The organism is Streptomyces sp. WM6372, assembly GCF_001279655.1.
Lineage (GTDB): Bacteria > Actinomycetota > Actinomycetes > Streptomycetales > Streptomycetaceae > Streptomyces.
Genome location: NZ_LGDB01000203.1, coordinates 42,259 through 62,065 on the forward strand (window position 1 = coordinate 42,259; position 19,807 = coordinate 62,065).

The window sequence follows — 19,807 nt, forward strand, 5'->3', positions numbered from 1 at the left end:
GAGAAGGGCCCCCGCCGTGCGGCGGGGGCCCTCGGTCCTCGATCCGGCCGTCAGCCGCCGTAGCCCTCGGTGTGGTGCTCGCCGCCACCCGACGCGTTGACGCAGGTGTTGCCGAACGCCGGGTTCAGCAGGGCGATCACGTTCACGGTGTTGCCGCAGACGTTGACCGGGACGTGCACCGGAACCTGGACCAGGTTGCCCGAGAGGACACCGGGGGAGCCGACCGCCGCACCGTGCGCTCCGGCATCGGCGACGGCCAGACCGGCACCGGCGGCCAGGGCGCTACCGGCAACAGCGGTAACGGCGACTGCCTTCGCGATACGCGACATCAAGATCTCCTCGTGAGATGTGTGGTGCCACAGGGGTCTGTGGCATTTGACATGGCGTACAACGCAGCGGGAGCCCTGCGGTCACGGCCGTTGGGCCGTGGTGATGAAGGAAAATCGCACGGAGGCGAAGTACGGCTTGATCGGGCCCGCGCTGCCCGGCTCCAGGACCGCCGCCGGGCTGCCGGCGCAGCCCGGCTCCCGGTAGAAGGTCGCCGTCCCGCGGGTCGAGTTGGTGACGGCCCGGGATCCGCCGCCCTTCGCCTCCACGCAGCCCCGCGGGGCGGTCAGCCCGTGGATCTTGTCGTCCTGGCCCAGGTACTGGAAGTCGGGCCCGGCCGCGGCCCGCGCCGGGCCCGCGGCCACGAGCAGCAGCAGGGGCAGGGGCAGGAGCACGGGCGCGAACGGGGGGACCGGCCGCGCCGCCCGGAGGAAGCCGCGCACGGCGGGGTGGATACGCATGGATCGCATGCCCGGTCCAACCCGGCCCGCCCCGTGCCCGGCACGCCTTGTCACCCCTCGCAGGCCTGTGCGACCGTGCCGGGGAGGCGGAACGCCGGATTCAGACGGAGGAAACGATGAGCGCAGCGGGCGGCAGCGGCCGGCCCCGGGTCAGGACCGGGCACGGCGTCGTCGAGGGCCGGACCGGCCCGGGCGGGATCGCCTCCTTCCGGGGCATCCCGTACGCCGCCCCGCCCGTCGGGGCGCTGCGCTTCGCCGCGCCCGCGCCGCCGGCCGCCTGGGACGGCGTACGCGACGCGGGCGCCTTCGGGCCCACCGCGCCCAAGGTGCCCTACCCGCCGAAGTTCGCGGCCCTGCTGCCCGACCCGGAGGTCCCCGGGGACGACTGCCTGAACCTCAACGTATGGACCCCGGAGCCGGCCCCCGGGGCCCGGCTGCCCGTCATGGTGTGGCTGCACGGCGGGGCGCTCACCCGCGGCTCCGCGGCCGTCCCCGTCTACGACGGCTCCGCCTTCGCCCGCGACGGGGTGGTGCTCGTCTCCGTCAACTACCGCCTGGGCGTCCTCGGCTACGGGCTCTTCCCCGACGCCCCCGCCAACCGCGGGCTGCTCGACCAGATCGCCGCCCTGACCTGGGTCCGCGAGAACATCGAGGCCTTCGGCGGGGACCCCGCCCGCGTCACCGTCTTCGGCGAATCCGCCGGAGCCATCAGTGTCGGGGCCCTGCTCGGCGCCCCGCGCGCCGCCGGGCTCTTCGCGCAGGCCGCCCTGCAGAGCGGCGCCCCCGAGGCGCTGCCCCGCGAGAAGGTGCGCGCCATGGTCCGGCGGATGGCCTCGCTGCTCAAGGTGCCCGCGACCGCCGGGGCCTTCGCCGCCACCGCCCTGCCCGACCTGCTCGCCGCCCAGGGCGCCGTGCTGCGCCGCACCAACCCGCTCACCGGAGGCCCCGCCTTCGGCCTGGTCACCGACCCGGACACGCTCCCCGCGGACCCGCTGGAGGCCGCGACGGCGACGGACGTACCGCTGCTGATGGGCTGGACCACCGAGGAGTACCGGCTCTGGCTCGCCCCCACCGGAGCCCTGCCGGTCATGGACCGGTTCGGCCCGCTCACGCTGGCCCTGGCCCGCGCCCGCAGCGGCAAGGACCGGGCCGCCGTACGGGCGCTGCGCGCCGTACTGCCCGGGGCGGGCCCGGCCGAGCTCGCGGGACAGCTGCTCACCGACCGGCTGCTGCGCGATCCGCTGCGCCGCCTCGCGGGGGCGCCTCGGTCCGCCCCCAGCTTCCTGTACGAGTTCGGCTGGCCCTCGGGCGTACCGGGCCTCGGCTCCTGCCACGCCCTGGAGCTGGGCTTCGTGTTCGACACCCTCGACGTACCGGAGGCCTCGTGGCTGGCCGGGCCGGACGCCCCGCAGGAGCTGGCCGACCGGATGCACGCGGCCTGGGTGCGCTTCGCCGTGACCGGGGACCCGGGCTGGGCGGCCTGGGACGGCGACGGCCCGCCGATGGTGTTCGGCGGGCCGCGGCGCGAGGAGTCGTCCGTACCGGTGGTTGCACCGGCTGCTACTCCACCGGTCCTTCCATGACCTTGCTGATGAACTGGATCGGGCCCTCGCCCATGTTCGGGACGTAGGTCTTGGCGTTGTGCTGGCCGCCGGGGATGACCCTCAGGCTGGTGTGGATCGGCCCCTTGCCGTACGTCGCGACGAACTTCTGCACGTCGGGCAGCGTCTTCTTGTTGCTCTCGTTGTCGCCGACCTGGAAGGCGAGGTAGACGTCCGGAGCGCCCTTCTTGTCGATCATGGCCTTGGCCAGGAGCTCCGGGTTGTTCTCGGCCTTCTCCTTGTCGTGGCCCTTCCACAGCGAGGAGTCGGGCACGATGTCCGGGCCGGAGCAGATCGCGGCCTTGAACTTCTCCGGGTACTTGAGCACGGCCTTCAGGCTCGCGAAGCCGCCGGTGGAGGAGCCCATGTAGGCCCAGCCGTCACGGGACTTGATGGTGCGGAAGTTCTCCTTCATCAGGTCCGGGACGTCCTCGGTCAGCCAGGTGCCCATCTTCGGCTGGTCGGGGATGTCGGAGCCGTCCCAGTAGATGCCCTTGTCGTCCGGGCCCGGATTCAGCACGGGCATGGCGAGGATGAACGGCTTGCTCTTGCCCTCGGCGTACCACTTGCTGATGCTGGTCTGGAGCCCCAGGTCGGTGCCCATCCAGTAGTTGTTCGGGTAGCCGGCGCCGCCGGGCAGGGCGATCATGACCGGGAAGCCGCTCTTGGCGAACTTCGGGTCGTTGTACTCCTTGGGGGCCCAGACCCACACCTTGCCCTTGAAGCCGGACTTCTTGCCGTCCAGCGTGGTCACGGCCACGTGCGTGCCGTCGCTCAGGGTCATGGAGTTCTTGAACGCGGCCGTCGGGTTGGTGGGCATCAGGGCCTTCGAGTTGGCGGCCTGCTTGGCCGCGCCGCCCGTGCCGCCCGCCTGGCCGCCGCCCGCGGCCCCCTGGCCGAAGGAGACGTCCTTGCCCTTGTCGGTGAAGGGCGGTATCTCGAAGTGCCACATCACCCCCGCGGCTATGCCGGCGAGCGCGAGGACGGTGACACCCGCGATCAGCCAGCGCCTGCCCCGGCGCGGGCGGCGCTCCTCGTACGGGGGCTCCTCCGGCTCGTAGTACGGCGGCTGGGGCGGCCCGTACGGCGGCTCGGGCTGGTACTGGGGTTCGTACTGCTGCGTGTACGAAGCGCCGTAGGGCTGCTGCTGGTACTGCCCTTCCGACCGGTACGGCTGGTGCTGTCCGTCGGGTGAGTACGACATGTGCGGTTGCTCTCCGGCTGGTGCTGCCCCGTCGGGGGGTGGTCTCTTCCCCGTCTGGGGGTTGGTCTCTTCTGTTCGAAGGATGAGCCTACGTGCTGCCTGGTTCCCCTTTTTCCCAGCTCTTGGGTTGCCGTAGGCCAGGGCGTTGCCGAACACCGGCAGGGCAACCGGAGTTCCCGGTCTGTTAGCTGACCGTCCCTGGCCCATGCACATGCCCGTGGGTATGGTGCCTGCGCGCCGCCACCCGACCCCCCTGCCCGGAGGTATCTCCCGTGTTTGGCATGACCTCATCACGGTCCGCCCGCAAGACCGCCCTTGCCACCGCCTTCGGCCTCACCGCCGCCGGCACGGCCCTGTGGGCCGGCCTCGGCGCCGCCCAGCCCGCGCACGCGGCCGGCCTGCCGGCCCCCGACCACGTCGTCGTCGTGGTCTTCGAGAACCACGCCTACAACCAGGTCATAGGCAGCTCCAGCGCCCCGTACATCAACTCCCTCAAGAGCGGGGGCGCCAACCTCACGCAGTCGTTCGGCATCACCCACCCCAGCCAGCCCAACTACCTCCAGCTGTTCTCGGGCTCCAACCAGGGCGTCACCGGCGACAGCTGCTACACGCCCGGCTTCAGCTCCGCGCCCAACCTGGCCTCCGAGCTCATCGCCGCGGGCAAGAGCTGGGCCAGCTACAACGAGACCCTCCCCAGCCAGGGCTCCACCACGTGCAGCAGCGGCAACTACGCCCGCAAGCACAACCCCTGGTTCGCCTTCTCCAACGTGCCCACCAGCACCGCGAAGACCATGACCCAGTTCCCGACGGACTACACCACCCTCCCCAAGGTGTCCTTCGTCGTCCCGAACCTGTGCAGCGACATGCACGACTGCTCCGTCGGCACCGGCGACACCTGGCTCAAGAACAACCTCAAGGCCTACGCGGACTGGGCCAAGACCCACAACAGCCTCCTCGTCGTCACCTTCGACGAGGACAACCGGCTCGCGGGCAACAAGATCCCCACCGTCCTCTACGGCCAGCCCGTCACCCCCGGCAGCACCTCGTCCACCACCTACAACCACTACGACGTGCTGCGCACCCTGGAAGGCCTGGCCGGCCTGACCACCCACGCCGGGAACGCGGCCGGCGCCAAGGACATCACGGGGATCTGGGCTTCCTGACCATGTACGTTGCGGACAGCCGCGGTACCCCCGCGCCCGCCGTGACCCCCGAGCAGCAGGCCGCCGTCCCGGGCATCCGCCCGGGGCGGCGCGCCGCGCTCGCCCCCACGGTCCTCGCCCTCGGCACGGTCAGCCTGATCACCGACGTCTCCTCCGAGATGGTCACGGCCGTGCTCCCGCTCTACCTCGTCGCCGGCCTCGGCCTGTCCCCGCTCGGCTTCGGACTGCTCGACGGGATCTACAACGGCATCAGCGCCCTGGTCCGGCTCACCGGGGGCCACCTCGGCGACCGCCTCGGCCGGCACAAGGCCCTCGCCGGCCTCGGCTACGGCCTCTCGGCCCTGTGCAAGCCGCTGCTCCTGCTCGCGCACACCCTCCCCGCCATCGGCGCGGTGCTCGCCCTCGACCGCACCGGCAAGGGCCTGCGCACGGCCCCGCGCGACGCGCTGATCTCCCTGGCCGCCGCCCCCGAGGACCGCGGCCGGGCCTTCGGGGTCCACCGGGCCATGGACACCGCCGGCGCCCTGATCGGGCCGATCCTCGCCTTCCTCATCCTGCGCGGCGCCGCCGACGGCTACGACGCCGTCTTCACGGTCAGCGCCTGCGTCGCCGCCCTCGGCGTGCTGGTGCTCGTCCTGTTCGTCCCCGGCCGGCGCACCGAGCCGTCGCCCGGCGCCGAGCCCGTCTCGCTGCGCGCCGCCTTCGGGCTGCTGGGCCGCCGCGACCTGCGCCGGATCAGCCTGTGCGCCCTGCTGCTCGGGCTGTGCACCGTCAGCGACGCCTTCGTCTTCCTGCTGCTCCAGCGCGCCACCGGGGTCGCCGACCGCTGGTTCGCGCTGCTGCCGCTGGGCACGGCCGCCGCGTTCTTCCTCCTCGCGCTGCCGCTCGGCCGGCTCGCCGACCGGATCGGCCGCTGGCGCGTCTTTCTCGGCGGCCACCTCGCGCTGCTCCTCGCGTACGGGCTGCTGCTGGCGGGCGGGCCGGGGCACGCCCACGTCGCGGTCCTGCCGTACGCCGTGCTCCTGCTGCACGGCGGCTTCTACGCGGCCACCGACGGCGTCCTGATGGCGGCGGCCGCCGGAGCCGTGCCCGAGGAGCACCGCGGCGGCGGCCTCGCCCTCGTCCAGACCGGTCAGGCCCTCGCCCGGTTCGCCGCCTCCCTGGGCTTCGGCGCCGCCTGGACCGTCTGGGGCCCCCGCCCGGCCCTCGCGGCCGCGGCCGTACTGCTGGCCGCCGCGGCCGCCGCGTGCGCCTGGCTCCGGCCCGCGGACTCCATGGCCGCCGAGACGCCGGCCGACTGAGCCCGCCCGGCCGCCGCCGACCTTCCCCCCCATCCCCGAAAGGCCCCCATGACCCTCCCACGCCGGATCCTGATCCTCGTCTCCGCCGTCGTCCTGCTCGCCGCGGTGGGGGTGCTCGCCGTCGTACGGGCCTCCTCACGGGCCGACGAGAAGAACCAGACCCAGGCCGGCGGGCCGCAGATCACCCGGGGCGAGGTCTCCCTGGCCCCGGACGCGGGCAAACGGCGGATCGTGTTCCGGAACATGGCGTGGGGCCCGCACCGCGACGAGCTCGCCACCGTCCCCGCCGACGCGCCCCAGGGCCCCCGTACCGCCTCCGGAGTGAGCTGCCTGCGCTTCCACTCCGCGGCCGGCACCGGGATCTGCCTCCAGGCCGACAAGGGCGGCGGGGTCCAGGAGAGCTACCGGGCCGTCGTCCTCGACGCGCACCTCAAGGAGGTCTCCGCGCGCCCGCTGGCCGGCATCCCCACCCGCGCCCGGGTCTCGCCCGGCGGCCACCTCGCCGCCTGGACGGTCTTCGTCGGCGGGGACTCGTACGCCGGGACGAACTTCTCCACCCGGACCTCGCTGCTCGACCTGCGCACCGGAAAGTTCGACGCCTCCCTGGAGGACTTCGAGATCCGCAAGGACGGCAAGGCCTACCGCAACGCCGACGTCAACTTCTGGGGCGTGACCTTCGCCGCCGACGAGCGGACCTTCTACGCGACGCTCGCCACCGGCGGCCAGACCTATCTGGTCCGCGGCGACCTCGCCGAACGCACGGTGACCACGCTCCGCGAGAACCTGGAATGCCCGTCGCTGTCACCCGACGGGACCCGGCTGGTGTTCAAGAAGAGGGTGCCCGGCCTGTCACCGGACGCCCCGTGGCGGCTGTACGTCCTGGACCTGGCCTCCATGCGGGAGACCCCGCTCGCCGAGGAGCGCAGCGTGGACGACCAGGTGGTGTGGACGGACGACGAGACGGTCGTCTACTCCCTGCCCGGCGACTTCGGCGCCGACCTGTACGCCCTGCCGGCCGACGGCAAGGGCGCCCCGGCCCCGCTGATGGCATCGGCCCTCGCCCCGGCCTTCCTCGGCTGACGCCGGGGGAAGGGCCGGGGCGGGGGCTGACGGGACGGCTGCGCCGAACGCCGGACCGCAGGACCGTTACGCCGGGACCAGGGTCTTGCGGCGCCGCTTGCGCTGGGCCCCCGCCGACAGCTTCAGCTCGATGATCGACCGTACGGCCGGCCACTCCTCGTCGAGGATCGAGTAGAAGGCGGTACTGCGCACGGCGCCGTCGAGCCCCCGCGAATGGGCCCTGCGGACCCCCTCGCAGGTGAACCCGAGCCGCTCCATCGCGGCCCGCGAGCGCCCGTTGCGGGCGTCGGCGCGCAGCGAGATGCGGCGCACGCCCCAGGTCTCGAAGGCATGGCGGAGCATGAGCAGCTTCGCCTCCGTGTTGATGCCCGTCCCCTGGGCGCCCGGGGACAGCCAGGTATTGCCGATCTCGGCGGCATCGGGGATCGCCGTCGCCGGATCACCGAACGGGACGCCCGGCACGGCGGGCCACACCAGTGGTCCCTGCCAGTAGTCGAGCTCCAGGAACCGGGTCGAACCGACGACCCGGCCGTCGGTGGCTCTGACCACCGCGAAGGGGAGCGATCGACCCGCCGCCTGATCTGCGAGGGCGCGGTCGATGTACTCGTGGGACGCCTGCACCCCATGGGGTACGGGGGTGAAGGCGTAAGTCGTACGATCCTCGGCCCCGGCCACGGCCAAGGCCTCGGTGTGGTGGGGGGCGAGGGGCTCGAGCCGCACGGTGCGGCCCGCGAGGAGTACGGGTACGGGCACGGAGCCTTCGGTCCTTCTGGGCGGTGGGGTGGTTGCACAGTGTGCGCTCCTGACGTCGCCCCCCGCGCAAAACACGGGTGAAAGGCAACGGGCTGTCAGGTGAACGCGAGTGGCTCAATGTAGCCCCTAAATGTGCTCTCATGAACCCCCAAATTGGCAACGCCGCGGCCATGTTTTTCGATGACTTTGGTCCCCGCCCAGGAGCCCCCGTAATCCTGATCCGCGGACATCCGTTCCGGCGCGCCGCACGGGTCCCCCGGACGGCCGCCCCGACGGCCTCCGATCGGCGTACAAACACCCTCTGACCTGCATGGATACCGGGAAGTCCAGGGAGGCCCCACGGCGGCCCCGGCCGCCGTCGCGGCGGATGGTACCGGGGCCCCGCCCGGGCCGCAGTGACGTCGAACATACGGCCGTCGGCGATGTGTCCGGCGCCGGGCTCCGGGACCCCCGCCGGCCGGGTCGGTGGCCGGCCCGGCGACGATGATCGACCGCGCCGTCAACCACGGCGCCGCCACCGACCCCGGCCGCTCATTCCGACCGGCACCGCCCCGTCGCGCTCCGTTACGCGCCCTTCCGCTGGGCGATCGTGACATCCGACCCGGCGGCCCCGGGCCGCGAGCCCGAGGAGGACGGGGCGGGCGGCTCCCGACCCCGCTTCCCGCCCCCTACCGTCCCTCCAACGCACCGTTCCCGCGGGGACCTTCGGGAACCCGCGCAGATCTCCACAGACCGCCACAGGCCTTCCAGGAAAGACGAGAAACCCCACACCATGTCCGCATCCCGCATCACCTTCATCGAGGGCCAGGCCGGCCAGGGCGCCGCCCTCGCCCGGATCGCCGCCCGCGTCCGCACCCGGCTCGCCTCCCCGGAGTACGCCGCCCTGCGCACCGCCCGGCGCCCCCTGTTCACCGGCATGGGCGCCTCGTACGCCGCCCTCGCCGTCCCCGTGCAGCAGCTGCGCGCGGCCGGGGTCGTCACCCAGCGCGTGCTGTCCAGCGAGATCGAGACCGGCACCGCGGGCTTCGACACCGACTGCCTGATCGCCGTCTCCCAGGGCGGCCGCAGCCGCGAGACCATCGCCGCCTTACGGTGCGCCGCCCCCGGGGTCACGAAGGCCGCGCTGCTCAACGTCGTACCCTCGCCGCTCGGCGATCTCGCCGACCTGACCGTCGACCTCGGCAACGAGCCCGACTCGTACGCCTCGACCATCGGCTACACGGGGGCCGTCGTCGCCCTCGACCTGGTCGCGGGGGCCGTCGCGGGCCGCGAGCGGGACCCGTGGGGCGACATCGCCGAGCGGACCACCGAGGTCCACCGGCAGGCCGCCGAGGTGGTCGCGGGTCTGCGCGAGCGCGGCGCCCGCTGCGTCGCCTCCGACGCGGTGGCGGCCGGAGCCTCGCGGGCCTCGGCCGAGGAGGGGGCGCTGCTGCTGCGCGAGGTGGTCCGGATGACCGCGGCCGCCTCCACGACCCGCAACTACCTGCACGGGGAGATGGAGTCGGCCGGCAACACCCTGCACCTCGTCCTCGGCGACGGCCGCGAGATCGAGCTGGCCCGCTCCCTGGCCGCCGCGGGGCACCTCACGCTGCTGCTGACGACGGCGAAGGCCGACCCGTCGGACAGCCTGTCGGTGATCCGCCTCCCCGAGGTCCCGGACGCCGTCCGCGCGGTGCTGGAGGCGGTGGTGCTCCAGGAGCTGGTCGCCCAGCTCAGCGCCGAACGCGGTGTGCCGATCGAGTCGTTCGTCTTCGCCAACGACGACACCAAGCAGGGAGGCCTCGACAGGGCCGGCTTCCGGGTGGCCGCCTACGCCCCGGCGGGCGACGCCGCAAGGCCCCCGGCCCCCTGATTCCGCCGTGGTCGGGCCTTAGGGGTGCTGCGGGGAATGCCGGGTCTGCGACGCTGGTTGCCCCGTGACAAGATCGAAAACCAGGGGAGCCCGGCATGACCGAGACCGTCACCCGCATCGAGTACACCCTGCCCGTGAACGACCCCGTGGCCGAGGACCAGGTCCAGCTGAGCCGTGACGACCTGTGGACGGGCCTGGTGGCCAAGGCCGCCGACCCGCGCCCCTACGTACCGGCGATCACCGAGTGCACGGTCCTGTCGGAGAACCCGCAGGGCCTGGTCCGGGAGATAGCCCGGGCCGGGGACCGCTTCCGCGAGGTCGTGGTCTTCGACATCGGCCACCGCGTGAGCTTCCGCCGCTCGGACGAGAAGGAGGTCTGGACGATCGACAACGTCATCGACGAGGACCCGTCCGGCGCCCTCACGCTGACGTTCAGCGGCGAGTTCGGGCGCGAGTTCGCCGCCTCCCGGCTCGCCGCGATGCGCACGTCCATGGCCGAGACGGCCGCCCGCACCCTCGCCGTGATCCGAGAGTCCGCCGCCTGAGCCCGCCTGAGCCCGCCTGAGCCCGCCTGAGCCCGCCTGAGCCCGCCTGAGCCCGCCTGAGCCCGCCTGAGATCATCCGCCCATGGACTTGGTACTGAGCCGACTCGCCGCCGTCGGGCCCTTCTTCGCCGTCCCGTACGGGAAGGAACCGCCCGGGGACGGCTTCCGGCCGTTGAGCGAGCTGTACGGGCCCCGGCTGGAGCCGTACGTCGCCGAGGTCGGGCGGCGGATCGGCAGCGGGCCGGGGCGCGTCGCGGCCTCCACCGCCCAGTTCGGGATCGCCTCGCGGCTGTGGTCGATCGGGCTCGGCTGCGCCGCGCTGGGCGGGCGGGTGCCGGACCTGGGGGCCGACCGGGTGTGGTGGCGGCTGCCCGGGGCGGGCTCGCTGGAACTGTGGCTGCCCGAGCCCGGCCGGGGTGACCTGCCGGCCGCGTCGCTCGGGGAGACCGTGCTCGGCAACCTCGCGGCCCTGGACGCGCGGCTGCGCGAGCGGTACGGGGTCTCGCCCAAGGTGCTGCGCGGCAACGCCGCGTCGGGGCTGGTCGGCGCGCTCCGGGTGCTGATCGACCGGGTCCCGGGCGGCCCGGCGGTGTCCCTCGCCGCGGAGCTGCTGGCCGAGGACGGCGCGCTCGGCGCAACCGGCACCTTCATCCACGAGGAAGGCCTCGGGGTGGCGTTCGTGCGCCGCAGCTGCTGCCTCTATTACCAGGTCCCCGGCGGCGGCCTCTGCGGGGACTGCGTACTGCGCACCAGGTAACCCGGCAGGGCCGTCCGGAGCAGCCGGGGGTGTGGCGGGAGCCGGTCCGCCGGGGCCGCCTCCTACGGTCCCTTGCATGACGCACGCTCGCACACCGCATCCGGAGCCCCTGCCGCCGTCGCGGACCCCCTCGGGGACCTCATCGGGGCTGTCCCGGCGCGCCGCCCTGACCGGCCTCGCCGCGGGCGCCGGGGTCCTCGCGGTCGGCGCCGCCGCGGGCTGCGCGGCCTCCACGCCCCGGGCGGCCGCGGCGGCGCCCGATCCCGCGCCGGGGGCCATGAAGCTCTTCGACGACCCCGGGTACGACTTCGCGGGGCTCCTCGCGCTCGGCGCGGCCGGCATGCGCGCCTCCGAGGTCGGCGAGGTGCTCACCGCCGTCAACGCCATCAACACCGCGGGCCTGTCCGCGCAGACCTTCACCGACACCTTCCGGTCCTGGGGCGACCGGCTCTCCGCGCCCCCGGCCGCGGGCCGCGACAGCGGCGGAGCCCCCTCGCAGACCCGCCGGTTCCGCTCGCTGCGGGCCGCCCAGTACTACGCCCAGGCCCTGTTCTACGTCCTCGGCACCCGCAGCCCCGGGGACGAGAAGGCCCTCTACCTGGCCGGCCGCAAGGCCTGGGACACCTTCGGCCGGCTCTGCTCCCCGGCCGCCGTCCGCGCGCAGGTCCCGTACGGCAAGACCCGGCTGCCGGTCTGGTTCTTCCGGCCCGAGGGCCCGGACGAGCCCCGCCCGACGGTCATCCTCACCAACGGCAGTGACGGGCAGAACGTCGACATGTGGACGTACGGCGTCGCGGCCGCCCTCGGCCGGGGCTGGAACGCGCTCGTCTACGACGGCCCGGGCCAGGGGCAGCTGCTGTTCGTCGAGGAGATCCCCTTCACCACCCGGTGGGAGCAGGTGGTGGCCCCGCTCGTCGACTGGCTCGACGCCCGCGAGGACGTCGACAGCGGCCGGATCGCGATCACCGGCCTCAGCATGGCCGGCAACCTGGTCGCCCGCGCCGCGGCCTTCGAGCACCGGCTCGCGGCCGTGGCGTGCATGCCCGGCGTGCTCAGCCCGTGGCTCGGCTTCGACAAGGAGCTCCGTGACGTCGTCACCGCCGACAAGGCGGAGACCAACCGGGTCTGGAACGAGGAGGTCGTCCCCGCACTCACCCCGGAGCTCGCCGCCACCGTCAAGAAGCGCTTCGAGATCTTCTCGCCGGAGGCGCTGCGCGAGGCGCGGGCCGGCCGGATGTTCAAGGACCTCTGGACCCCGGCCCAGGCGGCGATCGGCCTCGACGTCACCAAGGTCGTTCCGCGGATCAAGGCGCCGACGCTGGTCCTCGACTACGACTTCGAGCAGTTCTACCCCGGCCAGCCCCGGCAGATGTACGACCTGCTGCGCTCGGAGCGCGCGTACGTGAAGATGACGGAGGCCACCGGGGCGCAGTTGCACTGCTCCCCGATGGCCCCGCAACAGCACTGCGACGTCGTCTTCGACTGGCTCGCCGACGTCCTGCGGCGTTAGGCCGGCAGCACTAGAACGTGAGGTTCCAGGCGTCGATCTTGCCGGTGTCCGCGCTGGCGTTGTCGTTCACGCGGAGCTTCCAGAGGCCGTTGGCAACCTCGGAGGAGGCGTTGACGGTGAAGCTCTGGACGATGTTGTCCGTACCGCCGCCGGCCCGGTTGCTCAGGGTGTAGACGGTGCCGTCCGGAGCCACCAGGTCGACCTTCAGGTCACCGATGTAGGTGTGCTTGATGTCCACGCCCACCTTGAGGGTGGCCGGCGCGTTGCCGGTCACCCCGCTGACGGTGATCGGGCTCTCCACGGTCGCGTTGTCGTTGATCGCGAAGTCGCCGAGGTTCTCGAAGTACTTCCCGGGGGGCGGGGTGGAGCCGACCGCCTTCAGCGCGTCGACCTGGCCCTCCCCGAAGAACGAGTTGTTGGCCGCGGTACCGGTGCAGCGGCTGTCCGAGGGGCAGGCGATGTCGTTGGCCTGGGTGGCCAGCTTGTCGCGCAGCTGCGCCGGGGTGATGCCCGGGTTGGTGCTGGCGAGCAGCGCCGCGACGCCCACCACGTGCGGGGTGGCCATCGACGTACCGCTCTTGGTGCCGTACTTGCCGCCCGGCACGGTGGAGTAGACGTCGCTGCCCGGGGCGGCGACGTCGATGACGCCGGAGCCGAAGTTGGAGAACGAGGCCTTCGAGGTGCCGGTGCCGTTCGCCGCGACCGTGACCACGCCCGGGAGCTCGGTCGGGATGTCGAGGCAGGCGTTGGTGATGGTGCGGGTGACCGGCGTCGAGTCGTTCGGGCTCGCGGAGTCGGTCGTCTTGTGGGCGAGGTCGTAGTTCTCGTTGCCCGCCGCGGCGATCTGCAGGGAGCCCTTGCCCTCCGCGTACTCCTGGGCGCGCTTGACGCCCTCGATGATGGCGGCCTGGTCGATGTTGTCGGGGCAGTTGAACTGCCACGGGTCCGTGTAGTAGCTGTTGTTGGTGACCTTGAAACCGTGGTCACCGGCCCACACGAAGCCGCAGATGGTGTTCTCGGCGAAGAAGAACGAGTTGCCCGGCTCGGCGACGCGGACCGCGGAGATCTTCACGCCCGGGGCCACGCCGACGACGCCCTTGCCGTTCTTGGCGGCCGCGATGGTGCCCGCGACGTGCGTGCCGTGGCTGTCCACGTCCCGCCAGGCGCCCGTCCGGGTGTCCGGCTTGCCGTACGCGCAGGAGACGGAGTCGGCCGCGTTGAAGTTCGGCGCCAGGTCCTGGTGCTGGTCGTCCACACCGGTGTCCAGGATGCCGACCTTGACGGAGGAGGAGCCGGTGGTGACGGCCCAGGCCTGGTCCGCCTTGATCTGGCTCATGTCGGCGCGGACGGGCTCGCCGGCCGGGGTCGTCGACTGGGCCGGGTTCGCGGGCAGCGCCGGGTTGTAGGCGTCGGCCGGGACGTCCGAGGTACGGGTGGCGCCGACCTGCTGGACCCCGCTGACCCCGCGCATCGTCGCGGCGAAGCCGGCGGAGGCGGAGTGGGCGACGATCACGCCGATGGAGTCGAAGGTGGAGAAGACGGTGCCGCCGTTGGCGGCGATGGCGCTGCGGACCGCCGAGCTGTCACCGGGGGCGGTGATCACGAGGTAGGCACGGGTGCCGGCAACCCAGGTCGCACTCTGGGAGGTCGGCGCCGCGGCGGCCTTGCCCGCGGCCTTGGCGGGGGCGGAGGGGGCGGTCTGGCCGGAAGGGGAGACCGGGGCGGTGCCGGCGAGCGCGGCGGGGGCCCCGAAGGCGAGTGCGGCGCCGAGGGTGGCGGCCAGCACGAGAGTACGTCGAGGTCGGCTGGATATGTGGGGTATCAATGCGTCCTCCGAAGACGGCCCGGAGGTGCTCATGACACCTACCGGGCCGTACGAAACGAGTGGTGGACGCAAGATGTCAGACGCGTGCCCCGGTATGGAAGTACCTTTTACCGCACGACACTTAACGGCCCCATGGCCGAAAATCGACCGTGGGGCCGCGTGGGCGCGGTGTGAAGGGGCTGTGAGGGCCGACCGGCCCGGGCACCGTGGGGGCGAGCCCGGCCCGGCCGGCCCGTGACGGGCGTTCCGGTCAGACCGGTACGCCGTCCTTGGCGCCGGCCGGCGACGGGGCGGGCACAGTGGGGAGCTCCGCGCCGTGGCCGTCGTCGATCAGCGTGGTCTCGTCGAACTCCAGGCGTCCCGCCAGGACTTCGGTGGCCCGCTCGCGGTCGAACTCCTTGGTCCAGGTGCCGATGAGCACCGTCGCCACGGCGTTGCCCGCGAAGTTCGTCAGCGCCCGGGCCTCGCTCATGAACCGGTCGATGCCCACGATCAGCCCGACGCCGTCGACGAGTTCCGGCCGGTGCGACTGCAGCCCACCGGCCAGCGTCGCGAGCCCGGCGCCCGTCACGCCCGCCGCGCCCTTCGAGGCGATGATCATGAACAGCAGCAGCGAGATCTGCTCGCCGATGGCCAGCGGCTTGCCCATGGCCTCCGCGATGAACAGCGAGGACATCGTCAGGTAGATCGCGGTCCCGTCCAGGTTGAACGAGTAGCCCGTCGGCACCGTGATGCCGACCACCGGCTTCGAGACGCCCAGGTGCTCCATCTTCGCGATCAGCCGCGGCAGCGCCGACTCCGAGGAGGAGGTGGAGAGGATCAGGAGGAACTCGCGGCCCAGGTAGCGCAGCAGCGAGAACACGTTGAGCCCGGTGCACACCCGCAGCAGGGCGCCGAGCACCACGAACACGAACAGCAGGCAGGTCGTGTAGAAGCCGATCATGATGACGGCCAGCGACTTCAGCGCGTCCATCCCGGTCGCTCCGACCACCGCCGCGATCGCGCCGAACGCGCCCACCGGCGCCGCCCACATGATCATCGCCAGTACCCGGAAGACCAGCTTCTGCACGTGCCCGATCCCGCGCAGCAGCGGCTCGCCCGCCGGGCCCATGGCCTGGAGCGCGAACCCGCACAGCAGCGCCACGAGCAGCGTCTGGAGCACCTGCCCGCCGGTGAAGGCGGAGACCAGGGTGGTCGGGATGATCCCGAGCAGGAACTCGGGCGTGCTCTGCGCCCCGCCCGCCTTGGCCTGCGCCTCGCCGGCGTGCTTGACGGCCTCGGTCAGGTGCAGTCCGCTGCCCGGCTCCAGCAGGTTCCCGACGAGGAGCCCGATCGCCAGGGCCACCGTGGACATGATCATGAAGTAGCCGAGGGCGAGGCCGCCCACGGCGCCGACCTTCGCGGCCTTGCGCACCGACCCGATGCCCAGCACGATCGTGCAGAAGATCACGGGCGAGATCATCATCTTGATGAGGTTCACGAAGCCGGTGCCCAGCGGCTTGAGCTCCACGGCCGTGCCGGGTGCGGCGAAGCCGACGGCGATGCCGAGGAGTACGGCGGCGATCACCGCGATGTACAGGTAGTGGGTCTTGTCGCGTCTGCCGGCCACGGCTCGCCTCCTGGTGGTGAATACGTCCCGGGAGGACCATCGCCCGAGGCTGTGACCCCGGTCACCCTTGCGTTCATTGAGTTCACGGCCCGGTGCACACTGAGCGCCATGTTCCGTTTCCCCCGACCGCCGCGCAGCCTCGCCGGCCAGCTCTTCGCCATGCAGGTGCTGCTGGTCGCCGTGGTCGTGGCCGGCTGCGCGGTCTTCGCGTACGCCACCGCCCGAGGGCAGGCCGAGGAGGCCGCCCGGCGCCAGGCGGGGGCCGTGGCCCGTGCCGTCGCCGACTCCCCGTCCGTACGCGAGGCCGTACGCGGGGCCGCGGCCGGCGGCGACCCCTCGGCCGCCCTTCAGCCCTACGCCGAGCGGGTCCGCGTGGACTCCGGGGTGGACTTCGTGACGATCATGGCCCCCGACGGGCGGCGCTGGACCCACCCCGACCCCCACCGCATCGGCGAGCCCTTCATGGGGAACACCGCCCCCGCCCTGCGCGGCGAGACCTTCAGCGAGACCTACACCGGCACCCTCGGGCCCTCCATCCGCGTGGTCACCCCGCTGATGGACGACGGCCGGGTGACCGGCATGGTCAGCGCCGGCATCACCGTCCGCGCGATCAGCGCCCGGCTCGCCGAGCAGCTCACCGCCCTCGCCTGGGTCGCGGCCGGCGCCCTCGCCCTCGGCGGAGCCGGCACGTACGTCGTCAACGCCCGGCTGCGCCGGCACACCCACGGGATGAACGCGGGCGAGCTCAGCCGGATGTACGACTACCACCAGGCGGCCCTGCACGGGGTCCGCGAGGGCCTGCTCATGCTCGACGGCCAGCGCCGGATCACCCTCATCAACGACGCCGGACGCGAACTGCTCGGCCTGCGGGGGGAGGTCAGGGGCACAGGCGCCGCCGATCTCGGGCTGCCCGCCCCGCTCACCGGCGCCCTGCTCGCCGACCGGCCCCGCGTGGACGAGGTGCACCTGACCGCGGACCGGGTGCTCGTCCTCAACAGCTCGCCCGTCGCGGGCGGCGGCCGCCGCGGCACCGTGGTCACCCTCCGCGACCACACCGAACTCCAGTCGCTCACCGGAGAGTTGGATCAGGAACGCGGATTCACCGAGGCGCTGCGCTCCCAGGCCCACGAAGCCGCCAACCGGCTGCACACCGTGGTCTCCCTCATCGAGCTCGGCCGCGCGGACGAGGCGGTGGAATTCGCCACCGCCGAACTGCAGCTGGCCCAGGCCCTCACCGACGAGGTCGTCACCGGCGTCGGAGAGCCCGTCCTGGTGGCACTGCTGCTCGGCAAGGCCGCCCAGGCGCACGAGCGCGGGGTCGACCTGGTCGTCACCCCCGACAGCCGGGCCGTCGACGGCCGCACCGGAACCCTTCCCGCGCGGGACCTCGTCACCGTGCTCGGCAACCTCCTCGACAACGCCGTCGACGCCCTGACCGGCGTCCCCGGGGCCCGGATCGCGGTCACCGTCCGGCCCGACGGGGAGGGACTGCTGCTCCGCGTCGCCGACAACGGCCCCGGGCTGCCCGCGGGCGCCGCCTCCGACGTGTTCCTGCGCGGCTGGTCGGGAAAGGGAGAGGGGCGCGGCCTCGGTCTCGCCCTGGTCCGCCAGGTGGCCCACCGGCACGGAGGCAGCGCGGTCGCCGCCGAAGGGCCGGGCGGGGGAGCCGAGTTCACCGTACGACTGCCCATGCGAAGGGAGCCGACAGCATGAGCGACGAAGCCCGCGAACCCAGCGGGGCGCGCCAGACCCGCGGGGCGCCCGACGTGCGGGTGCTGGTGGTCGAGGACGACCCCGTGGCGGCCGACGCGCACGCCCTGTACGTCGGCCGGGTGCCCGGCTTCACCGCCGTCGGCGCCGTCCACTCGCTCGCCGGGGCCACCCGCGTCCTGGAGCGGACCCGGGTCGACCTGCTGCTGCTCGACCTCACCCTGCCCGACGGGCACGGACTGCGCTTCGCCCGCCGGCTGCGGGCCTCCGGGCATCCCGTGGACGTGATCGTCGTGACCTCGGCGCGGGACCTGGCCGTGGTGCGCGAGAGCGTCTCGCTCGGCGTGGTCCAGTACGTACTGAAGCCGTTCGCCTTCCCGACGCTCCGCGAACGGCTGCTGCGCTACGCCGAGTTCCGTGCCACCGCGGGCGAGGCCGCAGGCCAGGACGACGTCGACCGGGCGCTCGCCGCCCTGCGCTCCCCGGCCCCCGCCGAGCTCCCGAAAGGGCTGAGCGCGCCGACCCTGGACCGGGTCGGCGCGCTGTTGCGGGCGGCGCCCGAGGGGCTGACCGCCGCGGGGGCGGCCGAGGCGGCCGGGATCTCCCGGATCACGGCCCGCCGCTACCTGGAGCACCTGGTGGACACCGGGAGGGCGGACCGCACCCCCCGCTACGGGCAGGTCGGCCGCCCCGAACTGCACTACCGCTGGCTGGCTGCGGCCGGGACCGGTTCCGTGTCAAAGGTGTAGAACTTCCGGTGGTCCAGCATGTCGGCCGGGGTCACGTCGTTCCACGGCCGCATGGTGTCGTGCAGGTCGACCACGTTGGCGGTGCCGGCGGCCGGCAGGTACGTCGACTTCGGGTTGCGGGCCTGCCACTCGGCCCACAGCTTGTCGATGTAGGCGTGGTGCATCCAGAACACCGGGTCGTTGGGCGAGACCCCGGTGGCCATCTGGCCGCCGACCCAGACGTGCACCCGGTTGTGCAGGTTGGCGCCGCGCCAGCCCTCCAGGTGGTTGCGGAAGCCGTTCGAGGAGCTGTTCCACGGGGCCATGTCGTACACCGGCATGGCGAGGACGGACTCCACCTCGGCCTTGGTCGGCAGTTCGGCCACGCCCTCGCCCAGCGCGCGGCGCAGGTAGGCGCGCCCGTCCACCCGTACGTTCACGTTGAACTTCCCGGTGGCGTACGCGAACGGACCGTCCATGACCTGCCCGTCGCGGGCCCGGCCGGTGCCGCCGAGGAAGTCGGCGGCCCAGAGGGAGGAGCGGGAGGTGCGGTCCACGGTCCAGTCCCAGTACGGCAGCGAAACCTTCGGGTCCACTTTCTGCAGCGCGGCCTCGAACTCCAGGAGGAAGCGGCGGTGCCAGGGCAGGAAGGAGGGGGAGCGGTGGCCCACCCGGTCGCCCGAGTCGGTGTCGCCCATGATGAACCCGTTGTGGGTGGTCACGAAGCGGTCGTACGAGCCGGTGCGCTTGAGTTCGAGCAGCGCGTTGGTGAAGGCGCGCTTCTCCTCGGCGGTGAGGGCGGCCTGGTTCTTGCGGACGGTCATGCCGTGCCTCCCATGGGCGCGAACGGGGCGAGGACGGCGCCCTGGAGCTCGCGCACGGCGGCGCGGGCGAGCGAGGCCGGATCGGCGAAGGTCTCGTAGTGGTTGACCACGCTGATCCAGGTGCCGTCGGCGTTGCGCATGACGTGCAGTTCGCGTCCGTCTATCCGGACGGTGGGCAGGCCGTCGTGGCCTCCACCGTGATGGCCGCCGTGGTGGCCGCCCCCGGTCGTGCCCGGGGTGATCTGGATGCGGCGGCCCTGGTACACCTCGTCGACCGTGCCGGCGGGTATGGAGGCACGGGAGTCGGCGGCGGCAGCGTGCGCGGTGGCGCCGGCTATGCCGAGGGCGGAGAGTGCGCCGGCTGTGGTGCCCAAGGCCTGCCGGCGGGTGATCTTGTTCATGGGCCGAAGAACTATCAGGACCACGCGGGCCGTTGGCCGGTATCCGGACATCGGCGGATAAGTTGCCCGTAGAACCAGTTGGTCGATCTTCCCGTCCGAACCGGCTCCAGCGGCCCGGACGGGAAGATCTTCGTATAAAAGTGTACTGGACAGTAA

The 19,807-nt window shown here is 72.9% G+C and carries 18 protein-coding genes; 10 read left to right on the forward strand and 8 right to left on the reverse strand.

All coding sequences use genetic code 11. The annotated features are described in order from the left end of the window. Window positions 1–50: 50 nt before the first annotated feature. Both ADK52_RS26200 and ADK52_RS26205 read right to left on the reverse strand, forming a co-directional pair. On the reverse strand, window positions 51–329 hold the full coding sequence (locus ADK52_RS26200; RefSeq protein WP_030868780.1) for a chaplin: 279 nt from the start codon (window positions 327–329) through the stop codon (window positions 51–53). 81 nt (window positions 330–410) lie between these two features. Beyond that, the gene (locus ADK52_RS26205) at window positions 411–797 is read right to left on the reverse strand and encodes a hypothetical protein (protein ID WP_159046035.1); all 387 of its coding nucleotides are present in this window, start codon (window positions 795–797) and stop codon (window positions 411–413) included. A gap of 107 nt (window positions 798–904) precedes the next feature. On the opposite strand from ADK52_RS26205, the gene ADK52_RS26210 reads away from it, so the two are divergent. Further along, window positions 905–2,371 carry a carboxylesterase/lipase family protein gene (locus ADK52_RS26210; RefSeq protein WP_053692294.1) on the forward strand — a complete coding sequence of 489 codons (1,467 nt, stop codon included), beginning with the start codon at window positions 905–907 and terminating at the stop codon, window positions 2,369–2,371. Here the strand turns inward: ADK52_RS26210 and ADK52_RS26215 are convergent. Next, window positions 2,349–3,593: an alpha/beta hydrolase gene (locus ADK52_RS26215; protein WP_078988607.1), complete on the reverse strand. Its 1,245-nt coding sequence runs from the start codon at window positions 3,591–3,593 to the stop codon at window positions 2,349–2,351. The genes ADK52_RS26210 and ADK52_RS26215 overlap by 23 nt on opposite strands. Window positions 3,594–3,874: 281 nt before the next feature. Between ADK52_RS26215 and ADK52_RS26220 the strand changes: the two genes are divergently transcribed. The 3 genes from ADK52_RS26220 to ADK52_RS26230 are packed head-to-tail and all read left to right on the forward strand — an operon-like array spanning window position 3,875 to window position 7,137. Then, the gene (locus ADK52_RS26220; protein WP_030154071.1) at window positions 3,875–4,756 is read left to right on the forward strand and encodes an alkaline phosphatase family protein; all 882 of its coding nucleotides are present in this window, start codon (window positions 3,875–3,877) and stop codon (window positions 4,754–4,756) included. Between the two features lie 2 nt (window positions 4,757–4,758). Further along, window positions 4,759–6,057 carry an MFS transporter gene (locus ADK52_RS26225; RefSeq protein ID WP_063783940.1) on the forward strand — a complete coding sequence of 433 codons (1,299 nt, stop codon included), beginning with the start codon at window positions 4,759–4,761 and terminating at the stop codon, window positions 6,055–6,057. 48 nt (window positions 6,058–6,105) lie between these two features. Then, window positions 6,106–7,137 carry a TolB family protein gene (locus ADK52_RS26230; RefSeq protein WP_053692295.1) on the forward strand — a complete coding sequence of 344 codons (1,032 nt, stop codon included), beginning with the start codon at window positions 6,106–6,108 and terminating at the stop codon, window positions 7,135–7,137. 66 nt (window positions 7,138–7,203) lie between these two features. Here the strand turns inward: ADK52_RS26230 and ADK52_RS26235 are convergent, their stop codons facing one another. Next, entirely contained in the window at window positions 7,204–7,890 is a 687-nt protein-coding gene (locus ADK52_RS26235; RefSeq protein ID WP_053692296.1) for a GNAT family N-acetyltransferase, read from the reverse strand. A 772-nt stretch (window positions 7,891–8,662) separates the two neighbouring features. Between ADK52_RS26235 and ADK52_RS26240 the strand changes: the two genes are divergently transcribed. From ADK52_RS26240 to ADK52_RS26255, 4 genes are all read left to right on the forward strand, one after another. Further along, window positions 8,663–9,742 carry an SIS domain-containing protein gene (locus ADK52_RS26240; RefSeq protein ID WP_053692297.1) on the forward strand — a complete coding sequence of 360 codons (1,080 nt, stop codon included), beginning with the start codon at window positions 8,663–8,665 and terminating at the stop codon, window positions 9,740–9,742. 95 nt (window positions 9,743–9,837) lie between these two features. After that, window positions 9,838–10,287 carry an SRPBCC family protein gene (locus ADK52_RS26245; protein WP_053692298.1) on the forward strand — a complete coding sequence of 150 codons (450 nt, stop codon included), beginning with the start codon at window positions 9,838–9,840 and terminating at the stop codon, window positions 10,285–10,287. Window positions 10,288–10,369: 82 nt separating this feature from the next. Further along, entirely contained in the window at window positions 10,370–11,044 is a 675-nt protein-coding gene (locus ADK52_RS26250) for a (2Fe-2S)-binding protein (RefSeq protein ID WP_053692299.1), read from the forward strand. A 76-nt stretch (window positions 11,045–11,120) separates the two neighbouring features. Continuing rightward, on the forward strand, window positions 11,121–12,554 hold the full coding sequence (locus ADK52_RS26255; protein ID WP_107090172.1) for an alpha/beta hydrolase family protein: 1,434 nt from the start codon (window positions 11,121–11,123) through the stop codon (window positions 12,552–12,554). A gap of 10 nt (window positions 12,555–12,564) precedes the next feature. Here ADK52_RS26255 and ADK52_RS26260 read toward each other — a convergent pair whose 3' ends face one another. Together ADK52_RS26260 and ADK52_RS26265 are read right to left on the reverse strand one after the other, a co-directional pair. Then, window positions 12,565–14,340, reverse strand: coding sequence for a S8 family peptidase (locus tag ADK52_RS26260; RefSeq protein ID WP_053692300.1), 1,776 nt, complete (start codon window positions 14,338–14,340; stop codon window positions 12,565–12,567). A gap of 289 nt (window positions 14,341–14,629) precedes the next feature. Further along, on the reverse strand, window positions 14,630–15,988 hold the full coding sequence (locus tag ADK52_RS26265) for a cation:dicarboxylate symporter family transporter (RefSeq protein ID WP_053692301.1): 1,359 nt from the start codon (window positions 15,986–15,988) through the stop codon (window positions 14,630–14,632). Between the two features lie 108 nt (window positions 15,989–16,096). Between ADK52_RS26265 and ADK52_RS26270 the strand changes: the two genes are divergently transcribed. Both ADK52_RS26270 and ADK52_RS26275 read left to right on the forward strand, forming a co-directional pair. Beyond that, window positions 16,097–17,701 carry a sensor histidine kinase gene (locus ADK52_RS26270; protein ID WP_053692382.1) on the forward strand — a complete coding sequence of 535 codons (1,605 nt, stop codon included), beginning with the start codon at window positions 16,097–16,099 and terminating at the stop codon, window positions 17,699–17,701. Further along, window positions 17,698–18,447 (forward strand): response regulator, encoded by a 750-nt coding sequence (locus ADK52_RS26275; RefSeq protein ID WP_053692302.1) that lies wholly within the window; start codon window positions 17,698–17,700, stop codon window positions 18,445–18,447. The genes ADK52_RS26270 and ADK52_RS26275 overlap by 4 nt, the downstream gene beginning before the upstream one ends. On the opposite strand, the gene melC2 is transcribed toward ADK52_RS26275, so the two are convergent. Both melC2 and melC1 read right to left on the reverse strand, forming a co-directional pair. Next, complete coding sequence (melC2, locus tag ADK52_RS26280; RefSeq protein ID WP_053692303.1) at window positions 18,399–19,250, reverse strand: tyrosinase MelC2; 852 nt, start codon at window positions 19,248–19,250, stop codon at window positions 18,399–18,401. The two genes, ADK52_RS26275 and melC2, sit on opposite strands and share 49 nt — an antisense overlap. Then, window positions 19,247–19,651 (reverse strand): apotyrosinase chaperone MelC1, encoded by a 405-nt coding sequence (gene melC1 / locus ADK52_RS26285; protein WP_053692304.1) that lies wholly within the window; start codon window positions 19,649–19,651, stop codon window positions 19,247–19,249. The genes melC2 and melC1 overlap by 4 nt, the downstream gene beginning before the upstream one ends. Window positions 19,652–19,807 lie beyond the last annotated feature (156 nt).